This window comes from Micromonospora lupini str. Lupac 08 (assembly GCF_000297395.2).
Lineage (GTDB): Bacteria > Actinomycetota > Actinomycetes > Mycobacteriales > Micromonosporaceae > Micromonospora > Micromonospora lupini.
In genome coordinates this window covers 76321-97005 of the sequence record NZ_HF570108.1, presented here as the reverse complement: position 1 = coordinate 97005, position 20685 = coordinate 76321, and the positions used below count along the sequence as shown (strand labels likewise).

Here is a 20685-nt window from a genome sequence, read left to right as displayed (position 1 = left end):
TCGGACCCTAATCGCTACGGCGAGGGAACCCCAGCGACAGGCGTCAGTGGTCGTGTCACGGCCGTGTCAGTCCGGTGACAGGCTGGCTCTCGATAGTTGGCCGCATGACGAGTTCAGCGATTGCGGTCTCCGGCTTGCGGAAGGCCTACAAGGACAAGGTCGTGCTCGACGGCATCGACCTGGAGGTCCAGGCGGGCACGATCTTCTCCCTGCTCGGCCCGAACGGGGCGGGTAAGACGACGACTGTGAACGTGCTGACCACGTTGGTGAAGGCCGACGGTGGGTCGGTCCGCGTGGCCGGGCACGATGTCGCGACCGAGGCCAGGGCCGTCCGGGCGGCCATCGGGGTCACCGGCCAGTTCGCGGCGGTGGACGAACTGCTGACCGGCCGGGAGAACCTGCAGCTCATGGTGGATCTGAGCGGGATACCGACAAGGGACGGCGGGCGGGTCGTCACCGGGTTGCTGGAGCGGTTCGATCTGGCGGAGTCGGCGCAGAAACCGGCCTCGACCTACTCCGGCGGCATGCGCCGAAAGCTGGACCTGGCGATGACGCTTGTCGGCGACCCGCGGATCATCTTCCTCGACGAGCCGACGACGGGCCTCGATCCCCGCAGTCGCCGCACGATGTGGTCCATCATCCGCGACCTGGTCGCCGACGGTGTCACGATCTTCCTCACCACCCAGTACCTCGAGGAAGCCGACCAGCTCGCCGACCGGATCGCCGTCCTCGACCAGGGGCGTCTCGTCGCCCAGGGCACGCCCGACGAGCTCAAGCGCCAGATCCCCGGCACGCACGTCCGGCTCCGGTTCACCACGGTCGCCGAACTCGACGCGGCCGCCCGGGTGCTGAGCGACTCCACGAGGGACGACGAGGCACTGGCCCTGCGAGTTCCCAGCGACGGCGGGACGGCCTCGCTGCGGGCCCTGCTTGACCGACTCGACGAGTACGCGATCAGCGCCGAAGGACTCTCCGTCCAGACGCCGGACCTTGATGACGTCTTCCTCGCCCTGACGGGCAACCGCACCCCGGAGGTTTCCGCGAAATGAGCACCAAGGCCCACTCGATCGTCATGCTTCGTCGCAACTTCAAGCACATCGCCCGGAACCCGACCTCGGTGTTCAACGCGGTGCTGATGCCCATCATCATCATGCTGATGTTCGTGTACATGTTCGGCGACGCCTTCAACGTCGGCGTCGACTACATCGACTACGCGACCCCGGGACTGATGCTGCTGGCCGTCTGCTACGGCCTCGGAGCCACCGCCACGGCCGTCAACTCGGACATGACCAAGGGCATCATCAACCGGTTCAAGGTCATGCACGTCTCTCGGGGCGCGGTGCTGACCGGCCACGTCGTCGCCAGCGTCCTGACCAACCTGGCCGCCATCGCGGCCCTCATCGGGGTGGCCTTCCTGCTCGGGTTCGACCCGTCGGCGAGCCTCCTCGACTGGGTCGGCGCCATCGGCATCATCGTGCTGCTCGGTGTCGCCGCCGGCTGGCTCACGGTCGCCCTGGGACTGTCGGCCAAGTCGCCGGAAACGGCGGGGCTGGCCTCCGTACCTCTGGTCATGCTGCCGTTCTTCAGCAGCGCGATCGTGCCGGCGGACAAGATGGGACCCGGGCTGCGGGAGTTCGCGGAATACCAGCCCTTCACGCCGATCATCGAGACCTTGCGCGGGTTCCTCAACGGGACGCCATCCGCAGGCGACGTGATCCCCGCCCTCGCCTGGTGCGTGGCCATCGCCCTCGTCGGATACCTGTGGGCGCGTTCCACCTTCACGAAGCGAGCGTGACCGCGACCAGCTCACTCCAGTTCGTCCGAGTGCCTTCCAGCGCCGCCTCCGCGAATCTCCCTTCGCCGAGGCGGCGCCGCACTGCCTGCTCGATCCGGGCCACATCCGGCTGGGATCGATCCGGCCGACCGCGCACGGCGGTGCTCGCCGCGAGCAGCCGGGCGGCCTGCTCATGCTGCTCGCGACGCAGGGCCAGGTCCGCGACTCCGACCAGCACCTGCGCGATAGAGGGTGCGTGCCCCGTCTCGGCCGCCGCCTGACACGCCGCGGAACGGTGCCGTCGCGCCTCGTCGAGATCGTCGGCGACGTAGCCGAGCAGGTCATGTGTCACCGAGCGGATGTGCGCCTGCTCGGCTTCGTCGCGCAGCAGGGCCGTCGCGACACCGACCTGCCGGGTCACCTCCTCGCCGTCCCCGCGCCAGCGAGCGAGCTCCGCCTGCGACAGGGCGAGCACCGCCAACGCGCCCGGCCAGGTGACCCGTTCCGCGAACCGCCGCGCCTCGGCCACGGCGGCCGCGCTGGACTTCTCGTCGCCCAGCAACCAGTGCAGTTGAGCCTGTCTCGACCGCATCCGGATGATGTCCTCGACGGTGCCGACCTCGGTGACGACCGCGATCGCCTCCTCGTAGTGCCCGCACGCACCGGCGAAGTCGCCGCGGATGGCGATGAGCTCCGCCAACTCGGTGAGGGCGAACGAGATCCCGAACCGCTCGCCGAGAATCCGGAACTCGGCGAGCGCCGACTCGAGATACGCGTCCACGTCCCGGCCGTCCTGACCGAGAATGATCCGCATCTTGCCGAGCTGAAGCCGGGCCAGTGCGCGTACCCAGGGATCCGCGTCGTCAAGCAGCGGTTCCCACGCGGAGAGGACCGCGTCCGGAGCACGCAACATGCGCTCCAGCGGGACGACGAGCGACGTCCCGGGGTGGTTGCCGGGGCTGCGCTGGCTGAAGTCGTACGCCCGGTGGATCCACTCCGCGGCCTGGCGCTCGTCACCGGGCCCGGAGTTCAGGAAGAGCACGACGAGCGCGTACACCGTGGCGCGGATCTCGTCGGTGACCTCGCCCGGCGCTTCGGTGGCTGCCGTGATCAGCTCCATGCCTTCGCTCCGGTGGCCGCCGAGCCACCAGTACCAGCCGGCACCCGCGGCCAGGCGCATTGCCGCGTGCGCCTCGCCGGCCGCGAGCGCGCCGCGCATCGCGGCGCCGATGTTGTCGTGCTCCACTTCGAGGGTGGCGAGCCATCTCACCTGATCGGCGCGCCGCAGTTGCGGCTCCGCCGTCTCGGTGAGTTCGGTGAAGTAGGCGAGATGTGCCTGGCGTGCCAGATCCGACTCGCCCGCCTCGGCGAGCCGGTGCGCGGCGTACTCCTTGATCGTGCCGAGCATCCGGTAGCGCGGGGCCTCGTCACCCGCGGCGACCAGCAGCGACTTCTCGGCCAGCGCGGTCAGCAGGTCGAGCACCTCGTCCTGCTCGACCGCGTCGCCGGCGCAGACCCGTTCGGCCGCTGCCAGGCTCGCTCCGCCCGCGAACACCGCAAGCCTGCGCAGCACCACCCGTTCGGCCTCGGTGAGCAGTTCCCAGCTCCAGTCCACCACGGCTCGCAGCGTCCGGTGCCGGGGCAGCGCGGTGCGGCTGCCGCCGGTCAGCAGGCGGAACCGGTCGTCGAGCCGGGTGGCGAGCTGGTCGACGGACATGGTGCGCAACCTGGCCGCGGCCAGCTCGATCGCCAACGGCATCCCGTCCAGAGCCCGACAGATGCGCGCCATCGTCAACGACGTGTGCGCGTCGACGGCCAGGTCTCTGCGCACCGCGCCCGCCCGGTCCCGCAGCAGGCGGACGGCGGGGGACGACTCGATCTCGTCGGGGTCGGCGTCGGTGGCCGGCAGGAGCAGTGGCGCGACCGGCCACAGGGCCTCACCGGTGATGCCGAGCGGTTCCCTGCTCGTCGCGAGGATGCGCAGTCGCCGGCACTCCCCGAGCAGTCGATGGGCGAACGCCGCCGCCGACTCGATCACGTGCTCGCAGTTGTCCAGGATCAGCAGCGCGTCCCGCTCGCGGATCGCGGCGACGAGCCGGTCGATCGGCTCCAAGCTCGGTGCCTCGCCGAGCAGAGCATCCCGGAGCCCGAGCCCGGTAAGCGTCGCCTGCACCACGTCACCGTCCGCCCCGATCGCGGCGAGCTCCACCAGCCAGGCACCGTCGGGCAGGTCGTCGAGCATGCTGCGCGCGGTCTCCGTCGCCAGCCGGGTCTTCCCCGAGCCGCCGGGTCCGATCAGGGTCGTGAGGCGATGTACGGCGACGAGCGCGCCAACCTCGGCCACAGCTCCGTCCTTGCCGACGAAGCTGCTCAACTCGGCCCGCAGATTGGTCCTGCGGTTCTCGCCGCGCCCTCCCACTTCGCCCCGCAGCAGTGCGACGTGCAAAGCGGAGAGCTCCGGCGAGGGGTCGACGCCCAGCGCGTCGGCAAGCGCCTCGCTCGTGCGCTGATACACGAGCAGGGCCTCCGTGTCCCGGCCGGTCGCGGCGAGAGTTCGCATCAACGCGAGGGCGAGCCGTTCACGCACCGGGTGCGCGGCCACCAGGTCGGTCAGCTCCGCGACCAGCTCCGGACCGTGCCCGAGGATCGTCTCGACGTCGAAGCGGTCCTCCAGAGCGGTCAGGCGCAACCGCTCGAACCGGGTGACCGCCGCGTCGAACGCCATGCTGTCGGCCAGACCGATGTCCTGCATGGCCGTGCCGCGCCACAGGCCGAGGGCGTCACGCAGCCGTCGTACCCGCTGCGGGCCCTCGGCGTCGCGCGCCTGAGCGACGAGGCGTTCGAACCGTACGGCGTCGACGGCGTCGGGTTCCACAGCCAACCGGTAGCCGTCGGCCTGTCCCTCGATCACTTTGTCGGGCAGCACCTTCCGCAGCCGGGAAACCAGGCGGTGCAGGGCGTTCGTCGCATCGGAGGGCGGATTCTCACCCCAGATCCAGTCCACGAGAGTCGCCTTCGGGACCACGTGGCCAGGGCTGAGCGCTAGCGCGGCCAGCAGTCCGCGCAACCGCGCGCCCGGCACGTCGGTCAGGGCGCCCTCGTCCGTACGAACCTCGAATGGTCCCAGCATCCCGACCTGCACCCGGCAGATCTTGCCATGCACGTGAGAAGCGTCCGCGTCGCCGAGGCCCGCACCGGGTCGGCTCGGCGGTGGCAGGTACTAGCCTCGACCCCCATGAGCTGGCTGCCGGACGACTTCGTCCACCCCGTCCACGTGCCCGTCCCCGGCACCGCGCTGCACCTGCGACCTATCCGGGAGGCGGACACCCCGCTCGACTACCCCGCGGTGATGGGCTCCCGAGAGCGCCTTTGGGAGATATTCGGCCCGGCCTGGGCATGGCCGCCGGCGACGATGACCTACGAGGAGGACCGCGTCGATCTGCTGCGGCACGAGAAGGAGATTGCCGCACACCAGTCGTTCAACTACGCCCTGCTGGACGAAGACGAGACAGCAATTCTCGGCTGCGTCTACGTCGACCCGCCCGAGCGCACCGGCTCGGACGGCGAGGTCGCCTGGTGGGTGGTGGACGACCTCGTCGGCGGCGAGGTGGAGCAGGCACTCGACGCGCTGGTGCCGCAGTGGATCGCCGCCGATTGGCCCTTCCAGCAGCCGCGCCACCTGGGTCGGGACATCGCCTGGCAGGACTGGCTCGCGCTGCCGCGCGCCTCCTGACATTCGCCCACGAGCCCAGGCGCTGCCATCGGCTCTGGCTACGCCCCGTAGGGCTCGCCGGACGTCGTCATCCAGAACAGGAACACGATCGTCGCGACAACCCCGGCGATCGCGACAAGAAGGGTCACCGGGGCCGCGCGAGGTGAGCCGCGCCGGCGCAGCTCCCAAGGCGCGGTCAGGTGGAACAGCAACGCGAACATCTCGAACGCGGCGAGCCAGAGGAAGCCGAAGGTGCTCAACAGCCCCTCGGGGAGGTCGCGGCCGCGAGCCATCTGCAAGGCACCCCAAGCGGCGCTCACCCAAAATGGCACCGCCACGACCGCCGATCCGGTCGATTGACGGACATTGATTGATGCGGTCGACTGGCGAGGCCCGTATCTCCCGGCTCACCCAGGAGGACCCTCTTGCGTACGCTCCTGACCCTCGCCGCGGCCGCCGTCTGCGCCGCCGGTGCACTCGCCGTCCCCGCAGCTGCGGCGCAGGCCGATCCGGCCGGCACCGCCCCGGCCGGCGCGACCGTCCCGGCCGACGGCTGCGCCGGTACCGTCCAGATCCAGTCGCTCACCTTCGACCCGCCCCGGGTGGTTGCGGGCCAGGCCGTCAGGGCCACGGCCGTCGGGCAGAACTGCACCGCCCAACAGCAACAGTTCTCCACGGCGATCTACGCCCGGTTCGTCGGCTCCACCCCCGGCATCCCCACCGGCTGCCCGGCCCTCGACCCGCTGCCTGGCTGGACGGTCACCGTCGATCCGGGCGCGACCTTCAGCTGGCGCGAGGGTTACTTTGTGCGCTCCGGCTGTACGGCCACCGGCCTGGAGGTCACGGCCCGGGTAGAGGACCACGCCAGCGGCACCCTGCTCACCCAGACCGCCACGGTGCCGATCGACCCGCCGCCGGCGGCGCCCTGCACCGTGAGCTACCGCACCGGGAGCGAGTGGCCGGGAGGCTTCACCGCACAGATCACCATCAAGAACACCAGCACCGTGCCGGTCGACGGTTGGGCGCTCAGCTTCGCCTTCCCCGGTGACCAGCACATCGTCCAGTCCTGGTCCGCCACCGCCCAGCAGAGCGGTGCCACCGTCACGGCCCGGAACGCCAGCTACAACCCCCTGGTGGCGCCGGGCGCCTCGGTGGTCTTCGGCGTCCTGGGCACCTGGCAGGCAAGCGACGCGGTGCCGATCGCGTTCACGCTCAACAACGTCAGCTGCGCCGCCGGGTAGCCCGCGCACCGGACCCGGCAACACGCCCGCGTCGCGGGCGCCCGGCTGGAACGACGGAAGCCCTGGCGGGACCATCGGTCCTGACCAGGGCTTCCGTGCATGGAGCGGGTGACGGGAATCGAACCCGCACTGTCAGCTTGGGAAGCTGATGTTCTGCCATTGAACTACACCCGCAGGCGGCACCACTGTACCCGAGTCGTCGAACCGGTGCACCCGGCCACCCCCGCGTGCCGGCTGCCCGCCCGCACCTCGGAAGAAGTTTCCTGACGGCAACATATGGCCGTTCTCAAATGCGTCGATCGGTTGTAACGTCTGCCACACGTTCCCAGCCACGGCGTGACACACCCCCTGCCGCGCCGCCAGAAAGAGGTGGGCCCATGGGACTCCGTCCCAACCTGCTGACCCGGCGTGCCGCCGGTGTCGCGTCGACGACCCTCGCGCTGCTGCTCAGCACCGCTGCGGTGGGTGTCGTTCCGGCTGCTTCGGCCTTCTCCGCAGCCCCTGGCGGCGCTTGCGCGGAGCCGGCCGACAGCCACGCCAACGCCCGGGTGAAGCCCGGCGCGGGGGCCACGCACGAGCCGAACGAGCTGACCGCGAAGCAGGTCCGTGAACGCGACGCCGACCTCGCGGCGGCGTTGCGCGAGCGTGCCAACTTCCGGGCCGGCGCCGGTGCCACGACGCTGGCCACCGTCACCATCCCGGTGGTGGTGCACGTGATCCAGCGGGACAGCACCCGGGCCGGCGGCAACATCCCGGACTCGCTGATCACCTCGCAGATCAGCGTCCTCAACCAGGCCTACGCGGGCGGGACCGGTGGCGCGGCCACCGCCTTCGCCTTCCGACTCGACAAGATCAACCGAGTGACGAACCCGTCCTGGTACCCGATCGTCGACGGCTCGTCGGCGGAGCGGTCGATGAAGTCGTCGCTGCGGGTGGGCGGCAAGAACACGCTCAACATCTACCTCGGCGAACTGAGCGACGACCTGCTGGGCTGGGCGACCTTCCCGCAGCGCAAGCTCAGCAGCATGGACGGCGTGGTCGTGCTGAACGAGTCCCTCCCGGGGGGCACCGCCACCAACTACAACCAGGGCGACACCGGCACCCACGAGATCGGGCACTGGCTGAACCTCTACCACACCTTCCAGGGTGGTTGCGGCGGCTCGGGTGACGGCGTCAGCGACACCCCGGCCGAGGCGTCACCGGCCTACGAGTGCCCGACCGGGCGGAACACCTGCTCGGCGACCGGCCTGGACCCGATCACCAACTTCATGGACTACACCTACGACTCGTGCATGTACCAGTTCACCCCGGGGCAGGCGAGCCGCATGCTGACCGCGTGGAACGCGTACCGCGCGGCGTAACTCTCCTCGCGTACACCTGGTGCCGGCTCCGTCACGACGGAGCCGGCACCGGCGTTTTCCAGGATCGGGCCGTGGTCAGGCGGCCGTGCACTGGACGTCACGGCTGCGCCGGGCCGGGCGCGTCTGCGGTACGGCGACAGGCGCGGCCGGTGCGGGCGGGGCTTGCGGATCCAGCCAGACCCGCACGGCCGGGCGGCTCGGTGTGACACCCGGAACGCCTGCGGCGTGCTGCTCGCGACGGGTCAACATCGCCACGTCGACGGTGAACTCGAACAGCCGCCAGTCGAGGTGCGGCTCGGCGCGGGCGCTCTGCGCCAGTCGGGCCACCCGGGCCGGGTCGGTGACCGGCCAGGCGTGGCCCGCCACGTACGCCTCGTCGTCGCTCTCCTCCGGGGGGAACGAGTGCAGCGCGTAGCGGCCGTCGCGTTCGAGGTCACGGCGCTTCGGCGAGTCGATGATGAAGCAGAAGAGACCCTCATCGGTGATGACCGGGGAGACCGGGTGGACCCGGGGCCCTCCGTCGGCGCGGACCGTGGCCAGATAGCCGAAGCCCGGCCCGTACTGCTGCAGGAGAACGCGGATCCCGTCGGCGAGGCGGGGCTCGTCGGCGGCGAATTCGGACCAGGAAGCCATGCCGACATTCTATCGAACAAATGTACGAGGAGCGACCTCAACACGCTGGTCACCGCCGCCCTCGCTATGGTGGTCCGATGCTGCTCTCCGACCGTGACCTGGTCTCCGAGATCAAGGCCGGCACGCTGGGCCTGGAACCGTTCGAGCCCACCCTGGTCCAACCGTCCAGCATCGACGTACGACTCGATCGACTGTTCCGGGTCTTCAACAACCATCTCTACACCCACATCGACCCGGCCATGCAGCAGGACGACCTGACCGCGGCGGTGGAGGTGCCCGACGGCGAGCCGTTCGTGCTGCACCCGGGGGAGTTCGTGCTCGCCTCGACGCTCGAGGTGATCTCGCTCGGGAACCAGCTCGCCGGCCGGCTGGAGGGGAAGAGCTCACTGGGCCGCCTCGGTCTGCTCACCCACTCCACCGCCGGGTTCATCGACCCCGGCTTCTCCGGGCACGTGACGCTGGAGCTGTCCAACGTGGCGAACCTGCCGATCACCCTCTGGCCGGGCATGAAGATCGGCCAGCTCTGCATCTTCCGGCTCTCCTCGCCGGCCGAGCACCCGTACGGCTCGGTGGTCTACGGCTCGCGGTACCAGGGTCAGCGAGGGCCGACGCCGAGCCGCTCCTGGCAGAACTGGCGTGCCTGGCCGACCCGCTAGGAGACGACGAGGGCCCGTCGCGACCGGATCGCGACGGGCCCTGCTGTGTCCGGCGTCGGTCAGCCGGGACGGCCGTAGCTGTGGATCGGCCCGTCGTCGACCTTCTTCATCTTGATGGGCTGACCCGCCTGGGAGGCGTGCACCACCCAGCCACCGCCGACGTACATGCCGACGTGGTGGATGTCGCTGTAGTAGAAGACCAGGTCACCGGGGCGCAGGTCGCCCCTGCTGACGTTCCTGGTCGCCCGGCTCTGCGCGGCGGCGTTGTGCGGCAGCGACACGCCGGCCTTCGCCCACGCGGCGAGCATCAGCCCGGAGCAGTCGTACGAGTTCGGACCCTCGGCGCCCCACACGTACGGCTTGCCGATCTGGGCGCAGGCGAACTTGACAGCCGTGCCCGCGCCGCCGCCGGGGTAGCTGGCCGGGCAGGGCGCCGGACGCAGCGGACCGCCGCCGCCGTTGCCGTACACCTTGAGGCGCAGCTTCTGCAGCCTGTCGATCTCCTCGTTGATCTGCTTCTTCTTCGCCGCCAACTGCGCTTCGGTCCGGGTCAGCTGGGCCACCATCTCGTCGAGCGGCGCCTTCTGCCGGGCCAGCTCGTCGCGGAGGTCGGCGACCTGCCGGACGTCCTGCTGCTGGTTGTGGGCGAACCGGTCGAGCATCTCGAGCTGCCCGACCACCTCGCTGGGCGACCGGCTGCCGAGCATCGTGTTGACCGTCGACAGGTTCTCGCCCATGTACGCGCGCACGGCCAGCGCGCTGACCTTGGTCATCGCGGCGTCGACCTGGCGCTCCAGGGGCGCGATGCGGGCGGCGAGCGTGTCGGCCTGCTTGCGCTTCGCGGCCAGGTCCGCGCGGGTGGCGTTGTGCCGTTCGATGACCGGTTCGAGCTTGTTCCAGTCGGCGTCGATCTGGCGCTCGATCTCGGCGACGGACGGATCCGCGTGCGCCGCCGTGGCGCTGCCGGTCAGGACGACGGCGACGCCGACCAGGGCGGCGAGGGCGGTGCTGAAGCGGGACCAGCGTGGACGCGGCACTGTCGACGTCGGGTCGGCCGAGGCCGACCGTTCGGACGACGGCCGCGGGGCATGGAGGGCCACCGGGGTTCCGTACTCCTTCTTCCTGACCGCCTACCGGGTTAGCTGACGGGTTCGGGCGGGAAGTTGGCGCCCTACCGCATTGGCTGCGGACTCACCCCGGGGGAACCTGGGTCCCCGGCTCGCTCGCAAGCGACTCGGCGGTGTCGGTCCGTTACCGCCCGGGATGGGCAGACCTGCTACCGGGCCGACAAATGACCAGAGTAGAGACGGCCGTTACCGATCCGCAACCCGTGCGGCCGTGACACTCCGTACCGATTCGAGGGGATCACCGAGCGTAGGTGAAAGTTTCTTTCCGCACGCTTTGATAGATGGAAAGGTATTGACCTGGACTCCCGACCGGCGCGAAGGTGGCCACACCGACACCAGTTGAATCTAGGGGGTTCGATGGAAAGTCCAACCCTGTCCGCCGGCCGGCGCGCGCTGCTCGTCGTCGCGGTGGTCACCGCAACGACCGCCGTACCGCTGGCCGCCGGCTCCGCCTCCGCCGCGCCGGCCGCCGACCGTCAACAGCAGTACGCCGCCGCGTCGACCGAGTACGGCGTCCCGACCGCCGTGCTGCTCGGCGTCTCCCACCTGGAGTCCCGCTGGGACAGCAACGCCGGCACCCCGAGCACCAGCGGCGGCTACGGGCCCATGCACCTGACCGACGCCCGCCACGTCGCCGCGCTACCCGCGCGCGGCCACCACGACGCCGGCGGCGAGGATCCACGCGGCGACGACTCCCGTGCCGTCCTGGCACCCGCGCCGGCCACCGACCCCGCGCCGCCCACCGCCGCGTTGCAGACCGTCGACGCCGCCGCCGCGCTCACCGGCGCGAGCCCCGAGGCGCTGCGCGGCGACGCCACGACCAACATCCGGGGCGGGGCGGCGCTGCTTGCCGCGTACCAACGGGAGGTGGGTGCCCCGGTCGGCGCCGGCACCGACCCCGCGACCTGGTACGGCGCGGTGGCCCGCTACGCCGGCGCGGACAGCGCCGACGCCGCGGCGGCCTTCGCCGACGAGGTCTTCACCACCATCGCCGCCGGCGAGACCCGCGTGACCGACGACGGCCAGCGGGTCACGTTGCCGGCCCACGCGGTACGACCCGAACGTTCCTGGCTGGACCGGCTGGGCCTGCGACGACTCGCCCGCCCGGACGGCCTGGAGTGCCCCTCGACCGTCTCCTGTGAGTGGATCCCCGCCCCCTACGAGGCGTTCGGCGACGGCGACTACGGCAACCACGACCTCTCCGACCGGCCCGCCCGGCAGAAGATCGAGTACATAGTCATCCACGACACCGAGGCGAGTTGGGCGACCACCCTGAAACTCGTCCAGGACCCGACGTACGTGAGCTGGCACTACTCGCTGCGCTCGGTGGACGGGCACATCGCCCAGCACGTCAAGACCAAGGACGTCGCCTGGCACGCCGGCAACTGGTACGTCAACGCGAAGTCGATCGGGCTGGAACACGAGGGCTTCGCCGCGCAGGGCACCTGGTACACGGAGGCGATGTACCGGACCTCGTCGAAGCTCGTCCGGCACCTCGCGCTGCGGTACGGGATCCCGCTGGACCGCCAGCACATCATCGGCCACGACAACGTGCCCGGCACCATCGCGTCGACAGTGCGCGGGATGCACTGGGACCCGGGGCCCTACTGGGACTGGACGCACTACTTCGACCTCCTGCACGCACCGCGCCTGGACACCGGCACCCCGGCTACCGGGCTGGTCCGGATCGACCCCGACTACGCGACCAACCAACCGGCGTTCACCGGATGCGTCACGGCCGGAACGCCGTGCGCGCCGCGCGGCTCCTCGTCGGTGGTGCTGCACAGCGCGCCGTCCGAGGACGCGCCGCTGGTGAACGACATCGCGCTCCGCCCGGACGGCACCCCGAACACGATGGACGTGTCGGACCACGGCGCCCGGGCCTCCGCAGGGCAGACGTACGCCCTGGCCGGGCGGCAGGGCGACTGGACGGCCATCTGGTACCTCGGGCAACGGGCCTGGTTCCACAACCCGGCATCGGCGCCGACAGCCACGTGGACCGTCGGCGTGGTGGCCACCCCGAAGGCCGGCCGGGCCACCATCCCGGTGTACGGGCGGGCGTACCCGGAGCAGGCGGCCTACCCGGCCGGCGTGCCCTACCAGGCGATCTCACCTCTGCAGTACACGCTTGCCGCCGGGCAGCGCTACGCCGTCGGCGCGGTGCTGGGCGGTGAGTACTACCGGGCCAGCACGTTCGACGGCTCCTCGCCCGGCGACTGGACGGTGATCCGGGGCAAGAACCGGTACGCGCAGATCCAGTTCGGCCACCGCATCATGTACGTCGACCTCGCCGACGTGCAGCTCCTGCCGTCCCCGGTGGGCGCGCCCCGCTGACCGAACACGACGGCCCCCGGTCGCTGTGACCGGGGGCCGTCGTGGTGCGCGAGGTGGATCAGCCGGGTCTGCGGAACCCGGCGACGGGCATGGTGTTGATGCTGGACACCTGCACCGGTTTGCCGGCACGTGGCGCGTGCACCATCTGGTTGTTGCCCAGATACAGCCCGACGTGACTCAGGCCGGAGAAGAAGAAGACCAGGTCACCGGGACGGGCGTCGGCGCGCGAGACGGCCTTGCCCTCGTTCCACTGGTCACCCGTGTGGTGGGTGAGGTAGATCCCGGCCGACTTGTAGGCGTACTGGGTCAGCCCCGAGCAGTCGAACGAGTTCGGGCCGGTGGCGCCCCAGACGTACGGATCGCCTACCTGCTGGCAGGCCGTCTTGATCGCCTTCTGGGCGGCCACGGCGAGCACACCGTTGATGGTCGGGCAGCCGACGGTCTTGACAGTGGTCTTGGGCATCGACGCCTCGAGCTTCTTGATCTCGGCGTCGATCTGCTTCTTCTTGGCCGCCAGCTCGTTCTGCTGCTTGGTCTGGGTCGCGATCAGCGCGTCCAGCTTCTGCTTCTCGCCGTCGTACTTGGCCCGCACGGCCAGCACGCCCGCGACCTGCTTGCGCTCCTGCGCGGCGAGCCGGTCGAGGAGGGTGAGCTGCTCGGTGAGCGTGTCCGGCTTGGCGCTGACCAGCAGCGCGCCGATCTCCTGCGACGGGCCCGACATGTAGTAGCGGGACGCGAGGTCACCGACCCGGTTGAGCGCCAACTCGCTCTGCAGGGCCAGCGGCTCGATCTTCTTCTGCAGGTCGGACGACTTCTTCCGGTTGACCTTCAGCTGCGCCCGCACCTTGTTGTACTGCTCGATGGTGGGCTCCAACTGCTCCCACTTCTTGTCGATCTGCGCCTCGATCTCGTCGACCGTGGGCTCGGCCTGCGCCGGCACGGCGAGCATTCCGGCACCGACCGCGGCGGCGGCGACCAGCACGAGCAGACGGTGGGCGACCCGGCGCAGACCGCCCGGCCGAGCGGACAGTCCCGGGGCGTGACGATGAGGGGGCATGGTTGCCACCGGCACCGACTCCTTTGCAACCGACCGCCGGGCGCCTCGCGTGAGGGAAGGGCCGAGGCAGACGACCCACAGCGGTCGGTGCCCCACATTAGGGAAGCGCCGCACCGGAATCAAGGCGAGCCGAGTCACCATCACTGTGGCGCAACCGCTTGCACACCAAGGGTGTTGTTTTATTAACCAACGATTGCAGTCAATACGTCGTCGAGCGTGACCACACCGAGCGGACGCCGACCGTCGCTGACCAGCACCATGTGTCGCCGTTCGCGGCGCATGGCCAGCAGCAGATCGGCAAGCGTCCGTTCCGGCGGCACCACCGCCAGCGGCCGGTACACCTGGGCCGGCACCGGCGCGCGGCGGCCCTGCCCGGAGTACCCGAGCACGTCCTTGACGTGCACGAAGCCCAGGACACGCCGGGTGGAGCGCTGCACCACCGGGAACCGGGACCGGCCGGTCCTGGTCGCCAGCACCTCCAGCGACGCCGGTGAGACGTCCTCGGCCACCGTGACCACCGTCGACCACGGCTGCAACGCGTCCGCGGCGGTCCGGGTGTGCAGGGCCAGGGCACCGGTGATGCGGGCGTGCTCCTCGGCGTCGAGCAGCCCCTCGGTACGCGCCTGCGACACCAGCCCGGCCAACTCCTCGGCCGTGAACACCGTCTTCACGGCCTCGGTCGCCTCGATCCGCCACAACGCCAGCACCCGGCGGGCCGCCCACTTCATCGCCAGCAGCAACGGCTTGGTGGCCACGCAGAACGCCAGCATGGCCGGGCCCAGCCAGAGGGCGGAGACCTCCGGACCGGCAAGCGTGATGTTCTTCGGCACCATCTCGCCGACCACCGTGTGCAGGAAGACCACGACGCCGAGCGCGAGCACGAACGCCACCGGGTGCACCGCCCGCTCGGGCAGGCCGACGGCGTGGAACGGCGACTCCAGCAGATGAGCCAACGCCGGCTCGGCTATCGCGCCGAGGCCCAGCGAGCAGACCGTGATGCCGAGCTGCGCGCCGGCGATCATCAGCGGGATCTGGTTCATCGCCGACAGCGCCCAGCGGGCCCGCTTCGAGCCGGCCGCCAGCGGCTCGATCACCGTTCGCCGGGACGCGATCAACGCGAACTCGCTGCCCACGAAGAAGCCGTTGCCGAGCAGCAGCAGCACTGTCACCAGGAGCTCAGTCATCGGTGTCCGGCTCCGCCGGGCGCAGCACCCGGACCTGCTCGATCCGGTGCCGCTCCACCTCCACCACTGTGAACTCCCAGCCGTCCGCCTCGACCACCTCGCCGGCCAGCGGGATGTGCCCGAGCCGGGCCAGCAGGAACCCAGCCAGCGTCTCGTACGGCCCCTCGGGCAGCCGGAAGCCGGTCTGCTCGGCCAGCTCGTCGGAGCGCAGCACCCCGTCGACGAGCACCGTGCGCTCCCCGCCCGGCACGGTCAGCTCGACCGGCCCGGTGTCGTCCACACTGGCCGGGTCGAACTCGTCGGCGATCTCTCCGACCAGCTCCTCGACGAGGTCCTCGATCGTCACCACACCGTCCGTGCCGCCGTACTCGTCGACCACGATGGCCAGGTCCGCCCCGGCCGCCTTCAACGCCGCCAGCACGCCGTCCAGGTCCAGGCTCTCCGGCACGTACACCGGCTCCCGGGCCACCGAGGCGACCATTGTCGACGCCCGCGCGGCCAGCGGCACGCCCAGCGCGTCCGGCACGCCTGCCACGCCAGTGACCAGGTCCAGGGTCTCCTCGTACACCGGGAAGCGGGTCCGTCCGGTCCGCCGGGACTCTTCGAGCAGCTCGGCCACGGTGGCGGTGGCGCGCAGCGCGACCACGTCGACCCGCGGCGTCATCGCCTCGGCCGCCCGTTTGTCACCGAACCGGATGGTGCGCCGCAGCAGCATCGCCGTGTCCGTGGGCAGCGCGCCCGCGCGGGCCGAGATGGCGGCCAGCAGGCCCAGCTCCTCCGGCGAGCGGGCGCTTGCCAGCTCCTCCTGCGGCTCCACCCCGAGCGCCCGGACCAGCCGGTTCGCCGAGCCGTTCAGGCCCCGGATCACCCAGCCGAACGTCCGGGAGAAGGTGTGCATCGGCCCGGCGGTGGCCAGCGCGGCGGGCATCGGCTGGGCCAGCGCCGCGTTCTTGGGCACCAGCTCGCCGAAGAGCATGGAGATGAGCGTGGCCAGGGCCAGCGCCAGGAACGGAGTGAACCGCTCGGTGCTCTCCCCGGCCACCGGGCGCAGCAGCGGCGTGAAGATCCGGGCCAGGGCCGGCTCGGCCAGGTAGCCGGTGAGCAGCGCGGTGATGGTGATCCCGAGCTGCGCCCCGGAGAGCTGGAAGGACAGCTCGCGTAGCGCATCGCGGACCCTCGTCGCGGCCTCGTCACCGGCGGCGGCCCGGCGGTCGATCTCCGCCCGGTCGACCGTGACCAGGGCGAACTCGGCCGCGACGAAGAACGCGTTGCCGGCGGTCAGCGCAACGAAGCCGACCAGTGGCAGCAGCGTGGTCAAGAGCAGGCCGTCGATGTCGCCTCACCTCGGCGAGATTGTGCCACGCCGGGTCCGCGAGGGCCGGGGCGGTCGGGCGCGGCGGCGGCACCCCGTGGGCGCCGCCGCCGTCCGATGATTTTCGGGGTACGCCTCAGCCGGCGACCGGCGTGGACTCCTTGTCGCCCCGCGGCTGCTCCGGCTTGACCGAGCGCAGCAGCACGCTCGCCACGTCGATCACCTCGACCTGCTCACCGGCGCCCTTGCCGTTGACCCCGTCGTTGAGCATCGTCGAGCAGAACGGGCAACCCACGGCGACGGTCTTCGCCCCGGTGGCCATGGCCTCCTCGACCCGGTCCACGTTGATCCGCTTGCCGATCTTCTCCTCCATCCACATGCGGGCGCCGCCGGCGCCGCAGCAGAAGGAGCGCTCGCTGTTGCGCGGCATCTCGGTGATCTCGCCCTCGATGGCGTCGCCGAGGACCTCACGCGGGGCGGCGAAGACCCGGTTGTGCCGGCCCAGGTAGCAGGGGTCGTGGTACGTCACACCGCCGTCGACGGGCTGCACCGGCGTCAGCTTGCCGGTGGACACCAGGTGGGCCAGCAGCTGGGTGTGGTGGACCACCTCGAATTCGCCGCCGAGCTGGCCGTACTCGTTGCCCAGGGTGTTGAAGCAGTGCGGGCAGGTCGCGACGATCTTGCGTTTGGCCTTCTCCCGGCCCTCGAACGCCTCGTTCAGCGTCTCCACGTTCTGCTGGGCGAGCATCTGGAAGACGAACTCGTTGCCGATCCGCCGCGCCGGATCGCCGGAGCAGGTCTCGCCCTCGCCCAGGATCGCGAAGCTCACGCCGGCCTCGTTGAGCAGGGTGGCCACCGCGCGGGTGGTCTTCTTGGCCCGGTCCTCGAACGCGCCGGCGCAGCCGACCCAGAACAGGTACTCGAAGTCGTCGACCTCACCCACCCGGGGCACCTCGAAGTCCAGGCCCTTGGTCCAGTCCTCACGGGTGTTCTGCGGGGCGCCCCACGGGTTGCCCTTGTTCTCCAGGTTGCGCAGCATGACGCCGGCCTCGGAGGGGAAGCTCGACTCGATCAGCACCTGGTAGCGCCGCATGTCGACGATGTGGTCGACGTGCTCGATGTCCACCGGGCACTGCTCGACGCAGGCGCCGCAGGTGGTGCAGGACCAGAGCACGTCCGGGTCGATGACGCCGCCCTCCTCTGCCGTCCCGATCAGCGGCTTGTCACCCTCGGCGAGGGACAGCACGTCCAGGTGCGCGAGCTGTGCCTGGGTGGCCTTCTCCTCGCCGGTGAGGTCCTTGCCGCCGCCGGCCAGCAGGTACGGGGCCTTGGCGTACGCGTGGTCGCGCAGGCTGAGCACGAGCAGCTTGGGCGAGAGCGGCTTGCCGGTGTTCCAGGCCGGGCACTGCGACTGGCAGCGGCCACACTCGGTGCAGGTGCTGAAGTCCAGCAGGCCCTTCCAGGTGAACTGCTCGACCTGGGCGACACCGAACTGATCCTTCTCCGGGTCGGCCTCCTCGAAGTCGAGCGGCTTGCCCTGGCTCGTCATCGGGCGCAGGGCACCGAGGCCGGAGCCGGCCGGCTTGGTCGGCTCGCGCTTGAAGAAGATGTTGGGGAACGCCAGGAACCGGTGCCAGGCCACGCCCATGGTGACGTTCAGCGAGATGACGATCAGCCAGGTCATCGAAATAATGATCTTGATGGCCGCCGCGACACTGACCCCGTCCGCCCAGTCCGGCAGCACCGCGCCGACGGCGTGGCTGACCGGGGTGGCCCAGAACGGGAACTCGAAGTGGTCCGTGGCGACCTTGAAGCCCCGGATCACGAAGCCGAAGATCAGGACCAGCAGCACGATCCACTCGACGAAGTAGCCCTGCCACATGGTCGAGCCGGTGAACCGGGACCGGCCGCCGGGCCGGTTCGGCCGGTTGCGGAGCCGGATCGCCATCAGCACCAGGATGCCGACCAGGCCCAGCACCCCGATGATCTCGGTGACCAGACCGAAGATCGTCCAGTGCCCGATGATCGGCAACCCGCCGTCGGTGGTCGCCACCTCGAAGTACGCCTCGAGCACCAGCAGCGACAGCACGATGAAGCCGACCATCACGAACCAGTGGGCGGCGCCCACCACACCCCACTTGAGCATCCGGGTGTGGCCGGCGGTCTCCACAAGCATCTTCCTGGTGCGGGCGCCCTTGTCGGCGAACCGCTCCGGAGCGGGTTGCCCCAGCCGGATGACGGCCGTCATCTTCATGACCGCGCGCACCGCCAGCCACACCGCCACGGCGGTGATGCCGGCCGCGAGGATCGTGGTGACGATCTGGACGCTGCCCATCGAGTTGGCCTCCCCGGTCTGCTGCCTGTCGAGCGGTTCAGCAACCGGGACCGGGGCAGGACGGAGCCAGCGTCGCGCCGCTGCCACACCTGCGACCGGACCGGTCGATGACCTCGCTCCGCTCGGTCATGCAGTGCAGCCTACGCGCAAGGTTACCCAGCAGTAACGTGAGTCATCTCGCAGTAGGCCACGCTGCCTGCGGACACCATAGGGTGCCCGGCCCGGTCCTGCCGGGCAGGGGCGTGGTGGGTGACCTGGATCCTTCGGTGGGACGGGCGCCGGCCCACGGGTGGAGCGGCGCCCAGACCAGGCTCAGCGCCAGCGGGACAGCAGCACCAGCGACGCGACCATCGCGCCGAAGCCGACCGCGAGGTTCCAGTACTGCCACGAGGCGACCGGGTACTCCTGCTCGGAGAGGTAGTAGACGACCAGCCAGCCGATGCCCGCGACGATCAGGGCGACCGCGGTGATCGGCAGCCACACCGGGCTAGGCTTGCGCGACGCCGCCGTCGTCGTCGGACGGACGTCCGTCGGCGGGGTGTACACCTTCTTCTTGCGGACCTGAGACTTGGGCACGGCGCTCTCCAGAGGGGGTGACGACCTCGTCCGGCCTGACAACCGGACGCGGAGGCGACGGTTCATGGCCAATAATGTTCGACAGCTAGCGTAGTCCCGAACGGCCGCCTGGACCACGAATGGGGTCAGGCAGGTACATGGAGTGACCGAAAAGGGCGGGACTGTTCGCATCACCGGCCCGTCCGGCACGCACCAGTCCCCGACACGCGGAAGGAACGCTCGGTGGAGTACACATCCGGCGCCGCCTCCTGGCAGAAGGTCCTCCGACGGGCCGTCGCCGGGCTGCTGCCCCGGCGGCCACGCCAACGCCGACCAGGCTGGTCGATCGGGGTTCCCCTGATCGCCGCCGCGGCGGGGCTGCTCTTCACCACCACCGCGACCACGGCGGGCGGCACCGCTCTACGCGAGGACCGGCGACCCCAGCTCAACCAGCTGATCGAGGAGCGCGAGCAGCAGGTCGCCGCGAGCGAGGGCCGCGCCGCCACCCTGCGCGACGAGGTCCAGCGACGCACCGACACACTTGCCGACTCGGACGCCCCGATCAAGGCCCAGCAGGCCCGCGCCCAGAGCAGCCTCAAGGCGGCCGGGTTCACCGCCGTCACCGGCACGGCCGTGACCGTCGAGCTGAACGACGCGCCCCAGCACGACGACGAGGCCCACTCTGACGCCACCAACGACGACCTGGTCGTGCACCAGGGCGACGTACAGGCGGTGGTCAACGCGCTCTGGGCGGGTGGGGCGAAGGCCATGTCAATCATGAACGTCCGCGTGCTCGCAACCAGCGCGGTACGCTGCGTCGGTAACACCCTGCTGCTGCATGGTCGGGTGTACTCCCCACCGTTCAAGATCGTAGCAATCGGCGACCCTGCTGCGCTTCAGCAGGCCCTCGCCAGCTCTGAGGGAGTCCGGTTGTTCAAGGACGCAGTCGACGACTACCAACTCGGCTACAAGGAGTCCGTCTCCACCGTGACCGTCCCTGCCTTCGAGGACTCGACGACGCTGCGCTCAGCGACGGTGCCGAGGTGAGCGGCCCGGACGAGCGCCGCGACGGGCGGCACCGGGACCAGGCCGACGAACCGACCGCGTTCCTGCCCAAGGTCGATCGACCCGAGGCGACTCCGGGTCGACCCGAGCCGACTCCGGGTCGACCAGAGCTGACTCCGGAGCATCCCGAGCCGACTCCGGGCCGCGCCCCGACCGGCAACTGGCCCGAGCCCGTGCTGCCCAGCCGGCCACGGGCACCGCGGCCGGCGGCAGCTCCCGAGCCGCCGAGCGCCGCCGGCCCGACCCCGGCCGACCGGCCCGCCCCGCCGCAGGCAGGCCGTCCGGGCCCGGCCCCACGCGCCGACCAGCCCGCCCCGCCCAGCGCCGCGCGACCCGACC

Annotated in this window: 17 protein-coding genes, 1 tRNA gene, 1 pseudogene and 1 riboswitch; of the genes and pseudogenes, 9 read left to right on the top strand and 10 right to left on the bottom strand. The window is 70.7% G+C overall.

Annotated elements, in window-relative coordinates; genetic code table 11:
- The first annotated feature begins 104 nt into the window (after positions 1-104).
- Positions 105-1049, top strand: a complete 945-nt coding sequence (locus tag MILUP08_RS01630) for a daunorubicin resistance protein DrrA family ABC transporter ATP-binding protein (protein WP_007454176.1) — start codon at positions 105-107, stop codon at positions 1047-1049.
- Complete coding sequence (locus MILUP08_RS01625) at positions 1046-1795, top strand: ABC transporter permease (RefSeq protein ID WP_007454174.1); 750 nt, start codon at positions 1046-1048, stop codon at positions 1793-1795. Before MILUP08_RS01630 ends, MILUP08_RS01625 begins: the two co-directional genes overlap by 4 nt.
- Here the strand turns inward: MILUP08_RS01625 and MILUP08_RS01620 are convergent.
- Positions 1779-4916 carry an ATP-binding protein gene (locus MILUP08_RS01620; RefSeq protein WP_007454172.1) on the bottom strand — a complete coding sequence of 1046 codons (3138 nt, stop codon included), beginning with the start codon at positions 4914-4916 and terminating at the stop codon, positions 1779-1781. The genes MILUP08_RS01625 and MILUP08_RS01620 overlap by 17 nt on opposite strands.
- Before the next feature lie 93 nt (positions 4917-5009).
- On the opposite strand from MILUP08_RS01620, the gene MILUP08_RS01615 reads away from it, so the two are divergent.
- Positions 5010-5507, top strand: coding sequence for a GNAT family N-acetyltransferase (locus MILUP08_RS01615; RefSeq protein WP_039905186.1), 498 nt, complete (start codon positions 5010-5012; stop codon positions 5505-5507).
- A 38-nt stretch (positions 5508-5545) separates the two neighbouring features.
- On the opposite strand, the gene MILUP08_RS01610 is transcribed toward MILUP08_RS01615, so the two are convergent.
- The gene (locus MILUP08_RS01610; RefSeq protein ID WP_144056851.1) at positions 5546-5779 is read right to left on the bottom strand and encodes a hypothetical protein; all 234 of its coding nucleotides are present in this window, start codon (positions 5777-5779) and stop codon (positions 5546-5548) included.
- Between the two features lie 132 nt (positions 5780-5911).
- Between MILUP08_RS01610 and MILUP08_RS33570 the strand changes: the two genes are divergently transcribed.
- Positions 5912-6727: a cellulose-binding domain-containing protein gene (locus tag MILUP08_RS33570; protein WP_007454166.1), complete on the top strand. Its 816-nt coding sequence runs from the start codon at positions 5912-5914 to the stop codon at positions 6725-6727.
- A 100-nt stretch (positions 6728-6827) separates the two neighbouring features.
- On the opposite strand, the gene MILUP08_RS01600 is transcribed toward MILUP08_RS33570, so the two are convergent.
- Positions 6828-6901 (bottom strand) — tRNA-Gly (locus MILUP08_RS01600).
- A gap of 203 nt (positions 6902-7104) precedes the next feature.
- Between MILUP08_RS01600 and MILUP08_RS01595 the strand changes: the two genes are divergently transcribed.
- Positions 7105-8088, top strand: a complete 984-nt coding sequence (locus tag MILUP08_RS01595) for a zinc metalloprotease (RefSeq protein WP_007454163.1) — start codon at positions 7105-7107, stop codon at positions 8086-8088.
- Positions 8089-8163: 75 nt separating this feature from the next.
- Here MILUP08_RS01595 and MILUP08_RS01590 read toward each other — a convergent pair whose 3' ends face one another.
- Positions 8164-8721 (bottom strand): pyridoxamine 5'-phosphate oxidase family protein, encoded by a 558-nt coding sequence (locus tag MILUP08_RS01590; protein WP_007454161.1) that lies wholly within the window; start codon positions 8719-8721, stop codon positions 8164-8166.
- Between the two features lie 77 nt (positions 8722-8798).
- Here MILUP08_RS01590 and dcd point away from each other — a divergent pair, with 77 nt between their 5' ends.
- The gene (dcd, locus tag MILUP08_RS01585) at positions 8799-9377 is read left to right on the top strand and encodes a dCTP deaminase (RefSeq protein ID WP_007454159.1); all 579 of its coding nucleotides are present in this window, start codon (positions 8799-8801) and stop codon (positions 9375-9377) included.
- Between the two features lie 59 nt (positions 9378-9436).
- Here the strand turns inward: dcd and MILUP08_RS01580 are convergent, their stop codons facing one another.
- Positions 9437-10477 carry a C40 family peptidase gene (locus MILUP08_RS01580; protein WP_007454157.1) on the bottom strand — a complete coding sequence of 347 codons (1041 nt, stop codon included), beginning with the start codon at positions 10475-10477 and terminating at the stop codon, positions 9437-9439.
- Positions 10478-10490: 13 nt separating this feature from the next.
- Positions 10491-10627: riboswitch (cyclic di-AMP (ydaO/yuaA leader) on the bottom strand.
- Positions 10628-10861: 234 nt separating this feature from the next.
- Here MILUP08_RS01580 and MILUP08_RS01575 point away from each other — a divergent pair.
- On the top strand, positions 10862-12838 hold the full coding sequence (locus MILUP08_RS01575; protein ID WP_007454155.1) for an N-acetylmuramoyl-L-alanine amidase: 1977 nt from the start codon (positions 10862-10864) through the stop codon (positions 12836-12838).
- Between the two features lie 58 nt (positions 12839-12896).
- On the opposite strand, the gene MILUP08_RS01570 is transcribed toward MILUP08_RS01575, so the two are convergent.
- The 5 genes from MILUP08_RS01570 to MILUP08_RS01550 form a co-directional block, all read right to left on the bottom strand.
- Positions 12897-13910 (bottom strand): C40 family peptidase, encoded by a 1014-nt coding sequence (locus MILUP08_RS01570; RefSeq protein WP_237747019.1) that lies wholly within the window; start codon positions 13908-13910, stop codon positions 12897-12899.
- Positions 13911-14077: 167 nt separating this feature from the next.
- The gene (locus MILUP08_RS01565; RefSeq protein WP_007454151.1) at positions 14078-15079 is read right to left on the bottom strand and encodes a hemolysin family protein; all 1002 of its coding nucleotides are present in this window, start codon (positions 15077-15079) and stop codon (positions 14078-14080) included.
- Positions 15072-16397, bottom strand: a complete 1326-nt coding sequence (locus MILUP08_RS01560) for a hemolysin family protein (RefSeq protein WP_007454149.1) — start codon at positions 16395-16397, stop codon at positions 15072-15074. Before MILUP08_RS01560 ends, MILUP08_RS01565 begins: the two co-directional genes overlap by 8 nt.
- Positions 16398-16527: 130 nt before the next feature.
- Complete coding sequence (locus MILUP08_RS01555; RefSeq protein WP_039905184.1) at positions 16528-18726, bottom strand: (Fe-S)-binding protein; 2199 nt, start codon at positions 18724-18726, stop codon at positions 16528-16530.
- 312 nt (positions 18727-19038) lie between these two features.
- Positions 19039-19302 carry a cell division protein CrgA gene (locus MILUP08_RS01550; protein ID WP_007454145.1) on the bottom strand — a complete coding sequence of 88 codons (264 nt, stop codon included), beginning with the start codon at positions 19300-19302 and terminating at the stop codon, positions 19039-19041.
- Positions 19303-19524: 222 nt separating this feature from the next.
- Here MILUP08_RS01550 and MILUP08_RS01545 point away from each other — a divergent pair, with 222 nt between their 5' ends.
- The gene (locus MILUP08_RS01545; protein WP_007454144.1) at positions 19525-20328 is read left to right on the top strand and encodes a DUF881 domain-containing protein; all 804 of its coding nucleotides are present in this window, start codon (positions 19525-19527) and stop codon (positions 20326-20328) included.
- Positions 20325-20685, top strand: a pseudogene (locus MILUP08_RS36480) (hypothetical protein); the annotation flags it as partial. The gene MILUP08_RS01545 and the pseudogene MILUP08_RS36480, both read left to right, overlap by 4 nt.

What these genes read in the sequence shown, in the direction of transcription:
- MILUP08_RS01630 (WP_007454176.1), top strand. Translation starts at nt 105, where the DNA reads ATGACGAGTTCAGCGATTGCGGTCTCCGGCTTGCGGAAGGCCTACAAG.
- MILUP08_RS01625 (WP_007454174.1), top strand. Translation starts at nt 1,046, where the DNA reads ATGAGCACCAAGGCCCACTCGATCGTCATGCTTCGTCGCAACTTCAAG.
- MILUP08_RS01615 (WP_039905186.1), top strand. Translation starts at nt 5,010, where the DNA reads ATGAGCTGGCTGCCGGACGACTTCGTCCACCCCGTCCACGTGCCCGTC.
- MILUP08_RS01610 (WP_144056851.1), bottom strand. Translation starts at nt 5,779, where the DNA reads ATGGCTCGCGGCCGCGACCTCCCCGAGGGGCTGTTGAGCACCTTCGGC.
- MILUP08_RS01595 (WP_007454163.1), top strand. Translation starts at nt 7,105, where the DNA reads ATGGGACTCCGTCCCAACCTGCTGACCCGGCGTGCCGCCGGTGTCGCG.
- MILUP08_RS01590 (WP_007454161.1), bottom strand. Translation starts at nt 8,721, where the DNA reads ATGGCTTCCTGGTCCGAATTCGCCGCCGACGAGCCCCGCCTCGCCGAC.
- dcd (WP_007454159.1), top strand. Translation starts at nt 8,799, where the DNA reads ATGCTGCTCTCCGACCGTGACCTGGTCTCCGAGATCAAGGCCGGCACG.
- MILUP08_RS01575 (WP_007454155.1), top strand. Translation starts at nt 10,862, where the DNA reads ATGGAAAGTCCAACCCTGTCCGCCGGCCGGCGCGCGCTGCTCGTCGTC.
- MILUP08_RS01565 (WP_007454151.1), bottom strand. Translation starts at nt 15,079, where the DNA reads ATGACTGAGCTCCTGGTGACAGTGCTGCTGCTGCTCGGCAACGGCTTC.
- MILUP08_RS01555 (WP_039905184.1), bottom strand. Translation starts at nt 18,726, where the DNA reads ATGGGCAGCGTCCAGATCGTCACCACGATCCTCGCGGCCGGCATCACC.